Source organism: Pseudomonas sp. S2_C03, from assembly GCF_054668405.1.
The window spans coordinates 4,391,429-4,408,115 of record NZ_CP162766.1; the positions used below are offsets into that span (position 1 = coordinate 4,391,429).

General features: G+C 54.6%; 15 protein-coding genes and 1 pseudogene. 4 read left to right on the forward strand and 12 right to left on the reverse strand.

All coding sequences use genetic code 11. The features are described 5' to 3' along the window. Positions 1-16: 16 nt before the first annotated feature. The 5 genes from yfcF to AB4N64_RS20375 all read right to left on the reverse strand — a co-directional run bounded on the left by yfcF (position 17) and on the right by AB4N64_RS20375 (position 4,366). Positions 17-664: a glutathione transferase gene (gene yfcF / locus AB4N64_RS20355; protein ID WP_460117850.1), complete on the reverse strand. Its 648-nt coding sequence runs from the start codon at positions 662-664 to the stop codon at positions 17-19. Between the two features lie 190 nt (positions 665-854). Continuing rightward, positions 855-1,322, reverse strand: a complete 468-nt coding sequence (locus tag AB4N64_RS20360; RefSeq protein ID WP_460117851.1) for a cupin domain-containing protein — start codon at positions 1,320-1,322, stop codon at positions 855-857. Between the two features lie 82 nt (positions 1,323-1,404). After that, entirely contained in the window at positions 1,405-1,905 is a 501-nt protein-coding gene (locus AB4N64_RS20365) for a RidA family protein (RefSeq protein ID WP_460117853.1), read from the reverse strand. A 42-nt stretch (positions 1,906-1,947) separates the two neighbouring features. Further along, positions 1,948-3,228 carry a biotin carboxylase gene (locus AB4N64_RS20370; protein WP_460117854.1) on the reverse strand — a complete coding sequence of 427 codons (1,281 nt, stop codon included), beginning with the start codon at positions 3,226-3,228 and terminating at the stop codon, positions 1,948-1,950. Between the two features lie 37 nt (positions 3,229-3,265). Next, entirely contained in the window at positions 3,266-4,366 is a 1,101-nt protein-coding gene (locus tag AB4N64_RS20375) for a hypothetical protein (protein WP_460117856.1), read from the reverse strand. Between the two features lie 148 nt (positions 4,367-4,514). Here AB4N64_RS20375 and AB4N64_RS20380 point away from each other — a divergent pair, with 148 nt between their 5' ends. Further along, complete coding sequence (locus AB4N64_RS20380; RefSeq protein WP_460117858.1) at positions 4,515-5,921, forward strand: aminotransferase-like domain-containing protein; 1,407 nt, start codon at positions 4,515-4,517, stop codon at positions 5,919-5,921. A gap of 46 nt (positions 5,922-5,967) precedes the next feature. On the opposite strand, the gene AB4N64_RS20385 is transcribed toward AB4N64_RS20380, so the two are convergent. Together AB4N64_RS20385 and AB4N64_RS20390 are read right to left on the reverse strand one after the other, a co-directional pair. Then, positions 5,968-6,414, reverse strand: a complete 447-nt coding sequence (locus AB4N64_RS20385; protein ID WP_460117860.1) for a hypothetical protein — start codon at positions 6,412-6,414, stop codon at positions 5,968-5,970. Positions 6,415-6,635: 221 nt separating this feature from the next. Further along, positions 6,636-6,949 (reverse strand): annotated as a pseudogene (locus AB4N64_RS20390) (helix-turn-helix domain-containing protein). 716 nt (positions 6,950-7,665) lie between these two features. Between AB4N64_RS20390 and AB4N64_RS20395 the strand changes: the two are divergent. Genes AB4N64_RS20395 through AB4N64_RS20405 form a run of 3 tightly spaced genes read left to right on the forward strand, consistent with a single transcriptional unit; the run spans position 7,666 to position 11,637 of the window. Beyond that, a complete protein-coding gene (locus AB4N64_RS20395) occupies positions 7,666-8,811 on the forward strand; it encodes a SagB family peptide dehydrogenase (protein ID WP_460117862.1) in 1,146 nt (381 codons plus the stop codon). Between the two features lie 14 nt (positions 8,812-8,825). Then, the gene (locus AB4N64_RS20400; RefSeq protein WP_460117864.1) at positions 8,826-10,436 is read left to right on the forward strand and encodes a carbamoyltransferase C-terminal domain-containing protein; all 1,611 of its coding nucleotides are present in this window, start codon (positions 8,826-8,828) and stop codon (positions 10,434-10,436) included. Next, positions 10,420-11,637 carry an MFS transporter gene (locus AB4N64_RS20405; RefSeq protein WP_460117866.1) on the forward strand — a complete coding sequence of 406 codons (1,218 nt, stop codon included), beginning with the start codon at positions 10,420-10,422 and terminating at the stop codon, positions 11,635-11,637. Before AB4N64_RS20400 ends, AB4N64_RS20405 begins: the two co-directional genes overlap by 17 nt. Before the next feature lie 200 nt (positions 11,638-11,837). Here the strand turns inward: AB4N64_RS20405 and cyoE are convergent, their stop codons facing one another. Genes cyoE through cyoA form a run of 5 tightly spaced genes read right to left on the reverse strand, consistent with a single transcriptional unit; the run spans position 11,838 to position 16,675 of the window. Further along, on the reverse strand, positions 11,838-12,725 hold the full coding sequence (gene cyoE, locus AB4N64_RS20410; RefSeq protein ID WP_460117868.1) for a heme o synthase: 888 nt from the start codon (positions 12,723-12,725) through the stop codon (positions 11,838-11,840). 11 nt (positions 12,726-12,736) lie between these two features. Further along, entirely contained in the window at positions 12,737-13,078 is a 342-nt protein-coding gene (gene cyoD / locus AB4N64_RS20415) for a cytochrome o ubiquinol oxidase subunit IV (protein WP_368557154.1), read from the reverse strand. Next, positions 13,079-13,705: a cytochrome o ubiquinol oxidase subunit III gene (locus AB4N64_RS20420; protein ID WP_460117870.1), complete on the reverse strand. Its 627-nt coding sequence runs from the start codon at positions 13,703-13,705 to the stop codon at positions 13,079-13,081. It lies immediately after the preceding gene. A gap of 3 nt (positions 13,706-13,708) precedes the next feature. Then, positions 13,709-15,739 carry a cytochrome o ubiquinol oxidase subunit I gene (gene cyoB / locus AB4N64_RS20425; RefSeq protein ID WP_460117872.1) on the reverse strand — a complete coding sequence of 677 codons (2,031 nt, stop codon included), beginning with the start codon at positions 15,737-15,739 and terminating at the stop codon, positions 13,709-13,711. Between the two features lie 3 nt (positions 15,740-15,742). After that, entirely contained in the window at positions 15,743-16,675 is a 933-nt protein-coding gene (gene cyoA / locus AB4N64_RS20430; protein WP_460117874.1) for a ubiquinol oxidase subunit II, read from the reverse strand. Positions 16,676-16,687 lie beyond the last annotated feature (12 nt).

A 16,687-nucleotide genomic window follows, 5' to 3' on the forward strand; every position in this document is an offset into this window, starting at 1 on the left:
ACGAAATCCGGGTGATTCAAGGGGCAATGGCTGGCGCTACGCGCTCCATGTCCATCCATGCGCGAACACTGTCGCGGTCCCACTGTCGACGGACGTAGGTCACCAACCGTTCAGGCACCGGATCACCGTTGGCCACCAGGCGGTTGAGCATGATCGCCAGATCGGTGTCGGCGATGCTCCAGTTGCCGAACAGATGATCGGCACCCTCCTCCAGCAACTGCTCGGCGACGAAGAACAACCGGGCGACCGCGGCCTGGGCGTCGTCGGACAGCGCGGTGTTCTTTTTGCCGAAGTAAATGAGATCAGCCGGGCGCTCCTTGCGGATCACCAGCAGGTCACTGCGCAACCAGGCTTGTAGCTGACGGGCACGGGCACGTTGCTGGATGCCTTGGGGATACAACTTTGGATGCCCGGGCGCGAGTTCTTCGAGGTATTCGCCAATGGCGGAAGATTCCGAGAGGGCAAAACCTTCGTGCACGAGGGTCGGGATCTTGCAGGTCAACGACACATTACGGTAACTGGCTTGATAGTTCTCACGCGCTTTTAAATCCAGCGTGACAATTTCAAATGTAAGTTGCTTTTCCTTTAGCGCCACAAATGCCGACATCGCAAAGGCGCTGACAAAATCGGCGCCAACATACAACTTCAACTTTGAACTTTCCATAGAACGCTCCCTTGCATTAAGCACAATAATCCGTTGCCTTGGGAGCGATCGTATTTAGATGGTTAAAGTCTGAACAGATACAGAAATTATCTGTTTATACGGATACAGAAAATGTCTGCCAATAACAAAAAGGGAGTCGGCGAATGCGGACTCCCTGGCAGGCAGCAGGGCAAAACTGGGCGGGGGGAAATCAGGCCACGGCGTCTGTTGAGCTGGAGAGCTGGGCGATTTGCGGCATGTTGCTCAGGTTGAGCATAGCCAGTGGCTGGGTGGCGCTGGTGTTGACGAAGCCGTGTCGGGTCCAGGCGGGCACCAGCAGGACATCACCCTGGCCGACGCTGACTGCATCGGCATCCCCAAGGGTCAGCGTGCCACTGCCGCACTGGATGATGAACAGATGCCACCACGAATGGGCATGGCCATTGAGTGCCGTACCGGGCTTCAACCATTGCATGGACACCGCCATCCCTGGCGTCAGCTTGCAGCCTTCGACACTGTTGTCATGAGCCAGCGCGACGATATCGATCTCGCTGGATTCCAGACTGCGGCGAATGTCGGCCAGTTCGCCGTCCTTCCAGACTTTGGCACTGACCGGTGGATTAGCCAGGCTCTGGCGAAAATCCTTATACGAAAAAAAACCACCTTTTGTGTTATTCATCTGTAGACACCGACTTATTATCGACTCAAGTGACAAGACACTAGGCGAACAATCAGTCACTGTAAAGCCAGGCAACTAACACTTATATAACCGACGGCCGAAGCGCCACAATCATGTCAACTTCAACAGCCGCATTCTTCGGTAACTGATACACCCCGACCGTGGTGCGGGTATGTTTCCCGGCATCGCCCAGCACGTGGCTGAAGACATCCGATGCACCGTTGGCCACCTCGCTGAGGTCAACGAAATCCGCGGTGCATTTTACGTAGACCGTGATGCGAATCAGCGACTTGATCTTGTCCAGAGAGCCGATGGTGTCGACGATCAGCGCCAGGCCACGCATGGCACTGATGCTGGCCGCTGCCTGGGCGTCCGCCATGCCGAGCTCCAAGCCTACCCGGCCCGGAAACTGGATCCTGCCGTTCGTGCGCGGCACCAGTCCACTGACGTACAGCTCATCGTGATGCCTCACCAGCGGCGAGTAATGCCCGCCCACGGTGTTCTCTCCGTAAATGTCGTAGTCGAGTTCCTTTGCCAGGGCAATGAAGCGTTCATCACAAGACATTTTTGTTTGCACAATCATCTGAACCGATCCTCTTGTCCCAAAACTTGATATACCGACGACTCAACCCACGGCTCTCGCCGGTGCCGCCAGTGCGGTGATTTCGACACGCGACTCGATGGCTTCGGCAAGGCGCAACAGGTTGGCGCTGAGTGCCGCGTAGTCTTCGTCGAACAGCACGATGTGGCCGATAAAAGAGGTGTTGTCCCTCACCAGGGCGGTGACCGAATCACCGAGTCGTTTGCTGTACAGCGCCTCGACCAGTTGAATGTTCATCTCCCGGGCCAGCGCGTCGATGTCTGGTAACGAGCGCAACAAACCACCGGCCGGCGCCCGCAGCAGGCGGATGCCGCAATAACCACGCGCCACTGGATCGTGAGGTTCGACCGTGCCTTCGACGGCCCACCTGACCCAACGCTCCCAGGGATCGAAGTCGACGAATGCCAACCGCGCCAGGTCCCAGATATGCATGCCGCCGGGACGCATGTTGGTTTCCACTGCCGAGGTCAGGCCGTCGCTGCGCAGGAAGATTTCGTTGTGATAGGCGCCGTTGTCGAGCGACACCAGCCCGGCCATATGTCGGCCGGCAGCAGCCAGGCGGGCCTGGACATCCGTGGCCAGCGGCGCCGGTACGACTTGCTGGATCTCTGCGCGATAGGCACCTTCGGTGGTGGTTTTCTCAGTGACCCAGGTGCTGCCCGCCACATAATCCCAGCTGTATTCCCGGGCGTTCTGAATCAACTCCTCGAGGACAATGCCACCCTCGCGGTAGGGTTTGAGCGCCTGCCAGGCCTCATCGCATTCGGACGGATGATGAATCACCCGGCAGCCCCGGCTCGCCCCTTCGCATGCCGGCTTGATGAACGCTTTACCGCCCAGCTCGACCACCCGCTGGCGCAGCTCGCCAAGGCTTTCGACCCGAGCGGAGAACACCGGGCGGTAACCCTGTGGCTCATGGTCGACCGCCACTTCGAGCTGGCGAAAGATTTGTTTGTCCAGGCCCGCCCGTGCCTCGCCGGAGGTAATGCCAGGCAAGCCGAAATGGGTCGCCAAGGCCGCCCCCAGCAGCACGCCACGGTCGGAAAACGGCAGGACGCCTATCAGCTTCCAATTGTCGACGCCCAGGCAACCGGCCACCAGATCCACCGAGTCGGCGATGTCCTGTGTCGCCATCGAGGCCGTGCAGACGTGATCCGCCACCTGGTCGTCATCGGCCTGGATCCGTTCGACGACCAGGATCAGCCGGGCGTTATAGAGCGCCTTGCAAAGGTCGCGCAGCTTGCGGATATCGTGTACCCGATTGCCGTTGTACCCGACCACTACTACGCATGACGTCGTATTCATGAAGCCTCCGACCTGTGGAGAAGAAAGATGCAGACGTTCAGTCATGCAGCGACGCAATGGATTTACGGTTGAACCAGTACCACGCCAGGATGCCCGCAGCCCCGATGGCAGCCAGCAACAACGCGTTGTACGGCATCGGCACTACCCGCATGACGAGCACCGTCAGCCCGGCGCCGATGCCCAGCGAGACTTCCTTGATGAACATGTTGTTTTGCTTGACCGAGAAATAGTCGAGGTAGCTGAACGCACATTCGGCGAGGGACAGCAGCGCCACCCAGATCAGCGCGCCGGCCAGGGTTTGGACGTGGAACGCCGCCGGTGACGACAGCACCGCAAAACCGCCGGCAATGATCCCGATCACCGCCAGTACCTTGAAGCGCCCGGTGCGCTCGATCAGCTTCATCATCGGCACCTGGGCAAACACCACCACGGCGCTGTTGAGTATCAGCATCAGGCCGTACCAGGCGGGCAACTCACCGGTTTCCAGGAGGATTGCCTGCGGCAGGATCGAGAACACGCCAAACAACTTGATGCCCATGATGATCCCGGCGATCACCCACGGCAGTTTGTTGCGCCAGCCGCTGCCATCAACGGTGACCGGGCTCGTCACCACCGGCTGGGAGGTGAAGGTCGCACCCGCCGCGATCGGCAGGCACAGCAGGACGAACGCCGCCGCACCGAGGAAGAACATGCTCGGAGTGAGCAGCGGTGAAAGCAGGATCAGCCCGGCGAGCAGGCTGCCCATGTTCATCGCCACGCGGTTGTACGCCGCGCCTTCCTTGGTTTGCGCCGCTTCGCTCTTGATCAGGTAGCCGGCAATCGCAATGCCGTAGGCGAACAACGCCGCGGCGAACATCACCACGCCCTGGTTGCTGGTAACGGCCAACAACACCAGGCCAAGGGCCGCGCACGTCAGGGTCACGCTCAGGGAACGCCGGCCCAGCACCAGCAAGGTCAACGGCAGGAGCAACAGCAACGCCCGATACCCGAGGGCGAGGATGCTGTTGGTGGCCGTATCGAGCCACACGTTGGCCTTGCCCAGTACTGCGAACAGCGACACCGCCGTGATGATCCGGATCAGGAACAGCCGGACGTTGATCACCGGCTTGGCGACGGCCGCCGTTGTTTGAACGCTCATGCAACACCTCTGGAACCAGCGATTGTCCAGGCGACGAGCGCCGACAATCTGGGTAGTCTGTGAGGTGATGGTAGAGAGAGCCGTTTGTTTTCATCAGAGTAAGTTCGTATAGAATCAAACGAACTTTACTGCCAAAAGGACCAGTAAAATGCAGGTTCAGCGCGCTGTGATCGCCGCCTTCGAGTTCCAGCCGGGGGTGCCGCTGGTCCAGCAGATCGTCGATCAATTGTCGGTATCGATCAGTCAGGGCGGGCTGCCTCATGGCTCGCGACTGCCGCCGATTCGCGAACTTTCCGAGTTGATGAACGTGGGCAAATCCACGGTAGTGGATGCGCTGGACCGACTACGGGCCAAGGGACTGGTGGTGTCGCGCCAGGGTTCGGGGCATTACGTGCACCGCTCCACGCTGACGATCAAGACCGATGCCGGCCCCGACCTGCAACCCCAGGACACCCTGAGCGTGGTGCGTCGCGCCGTGCTGCAGGACACCGGCGCCCTGCGCCCCGGCGCCGGCTTCTTGCCTTCGTCCTGGCTGCCCGCCGAAGAATTGCTCAAGGCCGTGCGCGGCACCTTGCGCGCCGCATCGCTGCAGATGGGCGAATACGGCGTCGCCGCCGGCTACGTGCCATTGCGTGAGGCACTGCGCGTCAAACTGGCGGCCATCGGCATCGAGGTCCCGCTGGACCAGATCGTGACCACGGCCAATACCGTGCAGGCCATCGACATGCTGATGCGCCTGCTGGTCAAACCCGGCGACACGGTGCTGCTCGACGACCCCTGCTACATCACCATGCACACCAACCTGGCGTTGCACGGCGCCCGGGTCATCACCATTCCACGCAGTGCCGACGGCATGGACATGGAGGCCTTCGAGCAATTGGTGAGCAGCCAGCGCCCCGTGCTCTACCTGACCAACAACGTTCTTCACAACCCGACCAGCCACTCGTTCTCCCCGGCACAGGTGTATCGCTTGCTGGAGTTGAGCCATCGCTATGGCTTCCACATCGTCGAAGACGATTTGTATTGCGACCTGCAACAGCGCATGACCCCGCGCCTGGCCGCAGGCGGGCTGGACAACGTCACGTACATCTCCGGTTTCTCCAAGACCCTGACGGCCAACAGCCGCGTCAGCTTCGCCGTGCTGTCGCCACAACTGGCGGCCCGGATGGTCACCCTGAAAATGGCCTGCGGCGGCATGACGTCGGAATTGGCCGAACAGATCGTCTGCACCATGCTCAGCGATGGCAGCTACGCCAAGCACACCCGTCGCACCGTGGACCGGCTCTACGAATCGAGCAGTCGCGTGTCCGGCTGGCTGATCGAGGCCGGCTGCTCGGTGTCCTCGCGGCCCCATGAAGGCCTGTACATCTGGACGCGCCTGCCCGATGGGCTGCATGCCGAAACACTCGCGCTCAAAGGCATGGATATCGACCTGGTCCTGGCCCCCGGCACCTTGCTGAGCAAGGCCCCGCAGGCAAGCCAGTTCATGCGCTTCAATGTGGCACACAGTGATAACTTTCAGGTGCGTGAGCGGTTTTTTCGGTTGCTCGATTAGACGTTCAGAGCCTGGCAGCGCCCTGTACTACGGCACCAGGCGCTGATCAAATCAGTCGCTGTTCTGCTGCGTAATGCCGCGTCTGATAAGGCATCAGGGCTTGGGCTTTTAGCCCCAGCCCTTCAGCCAATCCCCAGGAAATGGCCAACTCGTCACGGCGCTGATGGAGCGGCACCCCCAAACGCCGAGTGACTTCCTGCGTGGATGTTGCACACGCAAAAAGCTCTATCACATTCAGGGTTTCGCAGACCCGGGAATCAGACACGCACGCGAAACGAGTCAAGCGCTCAAGCAGATAGCCCGCACGCCGTAACTCCAACTCTTCGCTGTGGCAGCTCAGAAACGCAGCGACTTCGTTTCCCAGATTGGCGCTCGAGTACCAGAGAGCTTTCGCAGCGTTAACCAGCGCGGCGTCATCCGCCTGGTCCAACGGGCTTTTGACCAGCGTGTCCAATGCAGTGGAGAGAACGTGACTATCAGAGGACTTCATCATCTTTTGCCTCCAGATAGTCATGCAGGATATTGGTGAGGACGGAGGTAGGTAGATCTTTGATCTCGGCATCAACGTCAGTGAAACGGATTTGGCGTTAGGACGTTTCCCCATTGGCTGTGGGAGCCTGTCGAATAGTCGCACCGCCATAATGGAGGAACATTAGTCCAACAAAAAACGCACTTTCTCTCGAAGGGCAGGGTATTTCATGTTCGATCATGGATTCAAACCACTGCCACCCGATCAACCATGTTTGGAAAATTTTCCACCAGCTTGATCAACAACGCGGCTTGGGCATTGGGTTTGGATTTTTCCTGTTCCCAGTTTCTCAGCGTGCCGGGGCTGGTTCTGATGCGTCTGGCACAACTGTCTGGGACATATCAAGCCTCTCCCGGGGTGCAACCATTTTCCGTGCACCAACCTCAGACGCAGAAATGTCCTCAATGCTGGTAATGCGCAGTGTGATCTTGCCTTCGCGTTGAGTTTCCATCTCATCAACGCCCTGCATCAGCTCTGCTAACAGATCGCGTTTCTTCAGGGGGTACCTCGTACTTTCAACTCTGTCTCACTGATTGTTTGAGCACTCACTCTTGTTCAGCATTCAAACCCTCAATCACCTCTTTGTTATAAATTACAAAGATCCAGACTGGCCATCATTCATACGCTAACCCGACGAACTGAAGTCTCCTGCAGAGAAAACGCACTTCTGACAAGGCAGTTTTTTGCATCAGCCGACGCTTAATATCACACGTTACCCTTAATTAAGGCGTGGCTGGATAAACACAGCCCTTCGAGGTGCATTGACGCCCAAACGTTAGCTTGAAAGCGTTTGATCGGTCAACGATGGAGAAATGTCCTACACATACAAAAGACGTAAAATTTTTTACAGGTCGGAGCAACCCCGCAATTAATTTTTGGGCACCTCTACAAATTAGACGGCTAGCGCAAAGTAGGAAAAATAACTAAGAAAAATCCTACAAACAAAAATCTTTACCAAATCCAAAGACATAAAAATCACGTTGACACACGAAACTCGCTTCCTTAGGGTCTTTTTGCATCGCTATATTGCGAGGCGACAACTTTGAGGAACTATACATGAAGCAAGTATTTATAGAACCGACACTTAAAAACCAATCAAATGACGCTTACAACAACCCTCACTTTACAATTAAGATGGCCGCCACTTCCGCATTGAAAGTCACGCTCAACCCAAACGAGCCCTCCGCTCTTAAGCGTCGAAAGTGAACTAAATGTGTGACTGACCGCCTGGGCTACCGCCCAGGCACCTCTAAAATCAACAATATCAAATGGCAGTCAAAGCTCATGAGCATCGAAAATAAGAAGTGGCTATCAAGCGAAGTTTTTGTAATCCTAAAAGATGGTACGGCCTATTTGTGGGATTACAGAAATCATACCCAATACGAGATAAGTTCGACCGAATTCGAACGATTAGTGAAATTCTCGGCAGGTGATTTTATAAAGACTACAGCCGATGACAAGGCGATTGAAAATTCTGGAGTTTTACTTGACTCGCAACCACCTGATGACTGGGGATGGGACGTCCTATCAAAGATATTCCATATCGGTACATCACATCCAAATCCGCCCACGCCAGACAGGCCAGACATGTACGTAGAATATGCCAAAAGCTATTTGGAGTTCTGTCAGTCAATACATAAAAAAGAGCCTGAATTTTCTTTGATAAAGGGAGGCGCAAGAACAATATTACCACCACCCAACATTGTCGCAATTCAACAGGCAAGCCTGTGGGATACCCTATCGAACCGGCGAACCTGTCGTGACTTCATTGACAAACCTATGTCATTACTAGCGCTCGCAACCGTACTCTATGGAACATTGGCTGATAAAAAAGAGCCGGATAATGACTCACCCGTTGGCGCGCGAAAATTCGGTTTCAGGAGAACATCGCCATCAGCAGGCGGACTCCAGGCCACCGAGGGTTACGTTTGGGTACGCAACGTCGAAGGCTTAGATACTGGTATTTACCATTATTTAAGTGAACAACACACTCTTGAGAAAGTCCGCGATCTTCCTCCGGAAATTATATCCACATATCTATGCGGCCAATACTGGTCAAATAATTTAGGGTTCGCGATATTTTTTACTTCTCGCTTCGACAAACTTTGGTGGAAATATCCGCACTCTCGTGCTTATCGCCCGATGCTGATCGATATCGGGCATCTATCGCAAACCGCTAACCTATTGATTACGGCGCTCGGTTTACATCCGTGGTTGACCGGTTACTTTCATGATAAAGAAATCAATGAACTACTAGACCTTAAAACCTCCTCGGAACAGGTTATTTTTTTGGTAGGGGCGGGACATGGTAGTGGTAGCTCCTATACCAAAGAAGTAAGAGAGCTTTTCGCTAGAACCTGATCAAGGAGCGATTCATGGTTGATTATCGCAGTGATGACTGTGTAATTCTTGGCGTTAAAGATGGACATGATGGCGCCATGGCTTTAATTGTAGATGGTCACTTGGCATTTTCAACGGAAGCGGAAAAAGATAACGGACTGCGTTTTTCGAGCTTAACGCCAGATGTCATTCTAAAAGTTCTTAGCACCATAAACAAACCCTTGGATGTTGTGGCACAAAGCGGGTGGAATAGAGGTTCTAGATTTTCCAGCGATGCCATAGGCGCAGGTTATTCTGGATTGAATAATATTTTACATGCGGACCTTTCGATACTTGGTCAAGACGTAAAATATTACTCATCTTCGCATGAACGCTCTCACCTTCTTTGCGGATATGGGCTTTCGCCATTCCCACAGGGACAACCATGCTATGCATTACTCTGGGAGGGCCATTTTGGAGCATTTTATCGAATTGATCAGGATGTAAACATTACGAATCTAGGTCAAGTAATTGATAATCCTGGAGACAGGTTCGCTTTTTTGTATGGACTGGCGGATCCTACCTTTAACCTAGGCGCGGGCCAAATTCGCTTGAGTGATGCAGGCAAACTCATGGCTGTGGCCGCATATGGTAAAGGTCAAGACAATGCACTTGACAGTGACGCCGAATACATTATTAAAGCACTAACTGATAAAAACCTCGACTTCAGAAAATTAGAAAAGCGCCAATTTCAAAGTAATAAATATTACAACATAGGAATCGAAAGCCCTCGACTTGCTTCGCTCGCTCATCATCTATCGAACGCAATTTTTAATCTTTTCCGAGACTTTGTACAAAAAGCCATTTTTGACGATGCGCCATTGTTGATCGTCGGTGGGTGCGGATTAAATTGTGACTGGAACTCAAAGTGGATCGAAACTCGACTATTTACTGATGTGTTTATTCCTCCCTGCACAAACGATAGCGGCTCAGCAATTGGAACTGCCATTGATGCTTTATTGCATATCAAAGGGCAAGCTAAAATTACTTGGTCACCCTATGCCGGAGAGCTACCAGATGACGACATGGGGAGAATAAACGGCTTTACTCAAGAGCCGTACGATCCGCTTCGCGTAGCACGCTTGCTGAATAATGGGTACATATTGGGATGGGTACAGGGAAGGTATGAAATAGGCCCTAGAGCGCTGGGAAATCGCTCGATATTAGCAGCGCCTTATCCAAAACAAAATCTCGATAGGTTGAACCGTATTAAGAAGCGAGAGGGCTTTCGCCCTATTGCTCCGATCTGTAGGGAGGAATGTATGAATAAGTATTTTTATCCATCTTCCCCTTCACCTTATATGCTAGAGTTTCGTAGAGTCATATCCACTAAAATACCCGCCGTAACGCATGTAGACATTTCAGCGCGCCCTCAATCTGTTAATCAATCGCAAAATTTTCTCATGCATCAACTGCTAAGCGCATGCCGGGACGTGTCGGGAATAGGGGTGCTTTGCAACACCTCTCTAAATTTTAACGGACGTGGATTTATAAATAAATTAAGTGACCTCCATCGCTTTGCCAATGAGCATGGGCTTGATGGGTTCATCTTCAACGAGAAGTTTTACTTGAAAGACACAGGCCGCAACAATGAAAGTCTCAAATAAACTTATCTTCGTCCAATCTCTTTCCAGCCTGTCATTATGGCTAGACATTTTTCTGATTTTTACTGTCCCCGTTTACATGTGGCAAGTTCCGCCCTCATCAATTGCTCTGTTAGCTTTCTGCCTCGGCTTGCCCATGTTGATTTTGGGGCCGGTAGTGGGAACCATAATAGATCGACAAGATGTTCAGAAAACATTAATACTTGGAGCTTTGCTTCGCGTAATTTCGACTACCGCGCTAGCTTGCTCGCCGAATTTTAATGTATTTTTAGGCCTCGTCATCTTGAAAGGCGTGGCAAATCTAGTTTACTTCCCCTCCATCACCGTAACTGTGCGGCAACTGATCGGCGCTGAGGATCGAAAAAGCTTCTTCAGTTACGTGAGTTTGCTTGATCAATCCACGAAGATTCTTGCTCCATTGCTGGCAGGACTATTAACTTTGATTCTGATACCGAAAGATTTATTCTTTTTATCGGCCGCTGCCGTATTTATTTCCCTTCCTGTCCTGATGTCGATTTGCGCGGCCATCCCGTCGAAGCCTGAGGTTTCGTCTGCAAAGATCCTCTCGCTGTATCAAGACGTTTTGAAAGGGTTTCATATATTCCGGTCTTTGCCTTTTCAGTTGCGGATCGGATTTCTATACTCCTTGCTAACGTCATTGGCGTTAGGAGTCTACGATCCCCATTTGGCCGCCTTCCTCGCTTATGAAGGCCTGGCCCCCGTTGTGTTTTCCGGGATCATATCAGCGACCGCCGGGGGCGCCGTGTGTGCTGCTTTACTATTGAAGTTCAAATTCAAGACTACCGACGAATTTGTGCTTCGATCATATGCCCTGATCATTTTTTCAACCGCATTGCTGCTCGCTGCCGCACTAATATTCTTTGAGATCCCCGGCAGAAGATATCTTTATCCAGCGGTGTGGTTTATAAATGGCTTTGGCTATGAAATATTAATAATATCCTCGAATATTATTCTTCAACAGCTATGCCCCGCTGAAAATATCGGAAGGGTATCGACGTCTTTCAGAAGTATCCAAATCCTTTGCGTTATCATGGGGCCGATGATAGGAACAGTGCTAATTGCAGACATGGGTAGACAAGCCCCCTTTATTTTGGCTGCATGCGCAGCATTTTTAACTGCGTCGCTATCCGTGGCCATCCATTACTGCTGCACTAGGAAGCAACTGTTAAAGGCCATCGACTAACTTCTAAAGCCTGTTTTTTTCAGTGAACTGGAAGGTCATTGCAATTGAAGAACTGCTTGCATTTTCCCTGAACTCGCTACAGATATGGTCAGTCCAAATCGAGTAAGCCAAGTTTTTTTGCAAAAACCTGCCATGTAACCCAACAAAAAACCCCGCACCTTCTCTCGAAGGGCGGGGTTTTTGTTTGTCGCTAGCAGCGCTTAGTGCGCGTACGTCAGCAGCAATTCGGTCGGCACTTTGAAGTCCAGGGACATCATCACGCTCAACGCGGTAATGGTGAAGATCGAGAACACGAACAGCTTGCGTGCCCAGACCGTGTCATCCACCGCTTTGTAGCCGGTCCAGGCCATGTACAACCAGTACATGCCCATGGCGGCGGCGACGGCGAGGTAGCTCATGCCGGCGTAGCCGCTGAAGGTCAGCATCAAGGTCGCCACGAGGAAGGCCAGGATGTAGAGCAGGATGTGCTTCTTCGCCGTCTGGATCCCGCGCTTCACAGGCAGCACCGGAATCGAGGCGGCCAGGTAGTCGTTGAAACGGAAGATCGCGATGGCGTAGGAATGCGGCATCTGCCACAGGCTGAACATCACCAGCAGGGTCAGCGCGGCCATGTCGAAGGTGTTGCTCACCGCGACGTAGCCGATCACCGGCGGCATCGCCCCCGACAGACTGCCCACCAGCGTGCCGTGAACCGACTTGCGCTTGAGGTACAGGCTGTAGAAGCCGACGTAGATGATGAAGCCGATCACGGCAAACAATGCTGCCAGTGGATTGGCCACGGTGTAGAGCAACGCTACGCCGGCAACACCCAGGATGGTCGCGTAAACCAGCGCCAGTTTCAGGGAAATGAGACCCTGGACCAGCGCCCGGTTCTTGGTGCGTTCCATCTTGACGTCGATGTCGCGGTCGATGCAGTTGTTGAACACGCAACCGGAAGCCACCACCAACGAAGTACCGATCATGGCCGCCAGGAACACCGCCAGATCGACATGGCCCTTAGAGGCCAGGAAAAATCCGCCTGCCACTGAAAGCACGTTACCGAAAATGATCCCCGGCTTGGTGATTTGGATAAAGTGCTTCAAGGACATGCGGACTTACCTCACTTCGCCATCATGAACGTGTGGATGCTGAACATGATCCACAGCGACAGGCCAACCAGCAGGACAATCACGATCGCGGCAAACACAAAGGCAATCACGTTGTTACGCTGCGCCTGCGAACGGTCCAGGTGCAGGAAGTACACCAGGTGCACCAGCACCTGGATCACGGCGAACGCCAGGACGATCATCAGCGTGATCGACTTCGGCAGTGTCGGGTACATCACCAGACCGAACGGGATCAGGGTCAGGATCACCGACAGGATGAAGCCAATGGCGTAGGACTTGACGCTGCCGTGGCCGGCTTCGTCGTGGCCATTGTGGGAGTGAGCTGGGTTAGCCATTTACATAGTCCCCATCAGGTAAACAACGGTGAATACGCAGATCCAGACCACGTCCAGGAAGTGCCAGAACAGGCTCAGGCAGCTCAGACGGGTCTTGTTGGTCGCCGTCAGGCCTTTCTTCTGGACCTGGTACATCATGATCGCCATCCAGATCAGACCGCTGGTCACGTGCAGACCGTGGGTACCGACCAGGGTGAAGAAGCCGGACAGGAAGCCGGAACGGCTTGGGCCGTAGCCTTCGGAGATCAGCAGGTGGAACTCGTTGATCTCCATGCCGATAAAGCCCAGGCCGAACAGGAAGGTCATGCCCAACCAGCCCAGCACCTGCTTCTTGTTGCCACGGAAGAACGCCAGCATGGCGAAGCCGTAGGTGATCGAACTGAACAGCAGCAGAGCGGTTTCGCCCAGTACATATGGCAGTTCGAAGATGTCGTGGCCCGACGGGCCACCCGCTACGTTGTTAACCAGTACCGCGTATACCGCGAAGATCGACGCAAACAGAATGCAGTCGGTCATCAGGTAGAGCCAGAAACCGAATACGGTCATCTCGCCCGAGTCGTGGTGATGGTCATCGTGCCCATGTTCATCGACATGGGTGTGTCCAGCATTGGTCACTAAGTTCGACATGGTTTAAGCCTGTTCCAACGAGGTTTCAACACGGGTGGCAGTGGCCGGGATTTTCCCTGCTGCTACCAGACGCTTGTGCTGCTCGGCTTCGATGCGCTCGATCACGTCGACCGGCACCATATAGCCTTGATCATCACGGGCCGCGTGAATCGCGAAGTAGATAACGGTGCCGGCGAGGCTGGCGATGGCCAACCACCAGATGTGCCAGATCATCGCGAAACCGAACACGGTCAGCAGAGCGCCCATGACCACACCGGTAGCGGTGTTGTTTGGCATGTGGATCGGCGAGTACTTGGCCGGAGCCTGGTACGCAGTGCCGTTTTCCTTGGCTTCGGTGAACGGATCGACCACGTCCGCTTTTGGCAGCACGGCGAAGTTGTAGAACGGTGGTGGCGACGAAGTCGACCATTCCAGGGTATGGCCATTCCACGGGTCACCGTGTTCGCACATGTTCTCTGGCTTGTTGCGGTCACGCACACTCACGTAGAGCTGAATCAACTGGCAAGCGATGCCCACGGCGATCATCACCGCACCGAACATGGCGACGTACAGGTACGGCACCCACTCAGGGTTGGTGGTGGCGTTCAGGCGACGGGTCATGCCCATGAAGCCCAGGACATACAACGGCATGAATGCAACGAAGAAGCCGGTGATCCAGAACCAGAATGCTGCCTTGCCCCAACCTTCGTGCAGCTTGAAGCCGAACGCTTTAGGGAAGTAGAAGGCGAAACCGGCGATGTAGCCGAATACCGCGCCGCCGATGATCACGTTGTGGAAGTGAGCGATCACGAACAGGCTGTTGTGCAGCACGAAGTCAGCACCCGGAATGGCCAGCAGTACGCCGGTCATGCCGCCGATGGCGAAGGTCACCATGAAGCCCAGGGTCCACATCACCTGGCTGGTGAAGCGCAGACGGCCCTGGTAGATGGTGAACAGCCAGTTGAATAGCTTCACACCCGTCGGGATGGAAATCAGCATCGTCGCCAGGCCGAAGAAGGCGTTGACGCTGGCACCCGAACCCATGGTGAAGAAGTGGTGCAGCCAGACCATGAAGCCCAGGATCGAGATCGCGCCCGAGGCGTAGATCATCGAGTGGTGGCCGAACAGTTTCTTGCCGGTGAAGGTCGAGATCACTTCGGAGAAGATACCGAACGCCGGCAGGATCAGGATGTACACCTCAGGGTGACCCCACGCCCAGAACAGGTTGACGTACATCATCGGATTGCCACCAAGTTCGTTGGTGAAAATGTGGAAATCCATGTAACGGTCAAGCGTCAGCAGCGCCAGGGTAGCGGTCAGGATCGGGAACGAAGCCACAATCAGGACGTTGGCCCAGGTGCAGGTCCAGGTGAAGATCGGCATGTCCATCAGTTTCATGCCAGGGGTGCGCATTTTCAGCACGGTGGCCAGGAAGTTGACCCCCGTCAGCGTTGTCCCGAGGCCCGATAGCTGTAGCGCCCAGATGTAGTAATCCATCCCCACGCCCGGACTGTATTGCAGGCCCGACAGCGGCGGATAGGCAACCCAACCGGTCTTGGCGAATTCGCCGACGCCCAGGGACAGGTTGATCAGCACCACGCCGGAAACCAGCAGCCAGAAGCTCAGGGAGTTCAGGAACGGGTAGGCAACGTCACGTGCGCCGATCTGCAGCGGCACAGCAAGGTTCATCAGGCCGGTAAAAAATGGCATCGCCATGAAGATGATCATGATCACACCGTGAGCGGTGAAGATCTGGTCATAGTGTTCAGGCGGCAGGTAGCCAGGCGAACCTTCGGTGGCCATGGCCAACTGGGTACGCATCATGATGGCGTCGGCAAAGCCGCGCAGCAGCATGACCATGGCGACGATGATGTACATCACGCCGATTTTCTTGTGGTCGACCGACGTCAGCCACTCGGTCCACAGGTAGGTCCACTTCTTGAAGTAGGTGATTGCAGCGAACAGCGCCAGACCACCGAGGGCGATCATGGCGATGGTCACCATCACGATCGGCTCGTGGAACGGGACCGCTTCCCAACTTAATTTACCAAACATCGTTTACTCCTCTGCCCCGGCAGCTGGATGCGAGTTGTCCATGGCGGCCACTTCTTTCTCTTTCTTCTCGTGGTTCAGTTTCGGACCTGGTTTCATGCCTTCGTACTTGTCGACGATGATCTGGAACAGGTTCGGAGTGACCGAGGAGTAGAGCTCGACCGGGTTGTTCTGGCTCTGCTTGGCCAAGGCTGCGTATTCAGCTTGTTCAAGCTTTTTAGGTGCCTTTTTGACTTCGCTGACCCAGGCATCGAACTCTTCCTGGGTAGTGGCGGTAGCCTTGAATTTCATGCCGGTGAAGCCAGCGCCGCTGTAGTTGGCAGAGATGCCTTCCATTTCAGCATTACGGTCGGCGATCAGGTGCAGCTTGGTCTGCATGCCCGCCATTGCGTAGATCTGGCCACCCAGGCCAGGGATGAAGAACGAGTTCATCACGGCGTCGGAGGTCACTTTGAAGTTGATCGGCGTGTGCGCCGGGAACACGATCTTGTTGACGGTCGCGATGCCTTGTTCCGGGTAGATGAACAGCCACTTCCAGTCCAGCGCGACCACTTCGATGGTCACCGGCTTCACGTCGGAATCCAGCGGACGATAAGGGTCCAGCTCGTGGGTCGACTTGTAGGTGATGTAACCCAGGGCAATGATGATGAGGATCGGAACAGTCCACACCGCGATTTCGATCTTGGTGGAGTGGTTCCACTTCGGCGTGTAGGTCGCGTTAGTGTTGGACGCGCGGTACTTCCAGGCGAACAGGAAGGTCATGACGATGACCGGAATCACCACCAACAGCATCAGCAGCGTCGCGGTGATGATCAGGTTTCGCTGTTCCAGGCCAACCTGGCCCGTTGGATTGAGCAAGGTCATGTTGCAGCCTCCCAGCAACAATGTGCCGAGCAGCGGCACGAGGCCTAGTAATCTGGGGTACCTGTTTTTACTCATCTCACGACCTCT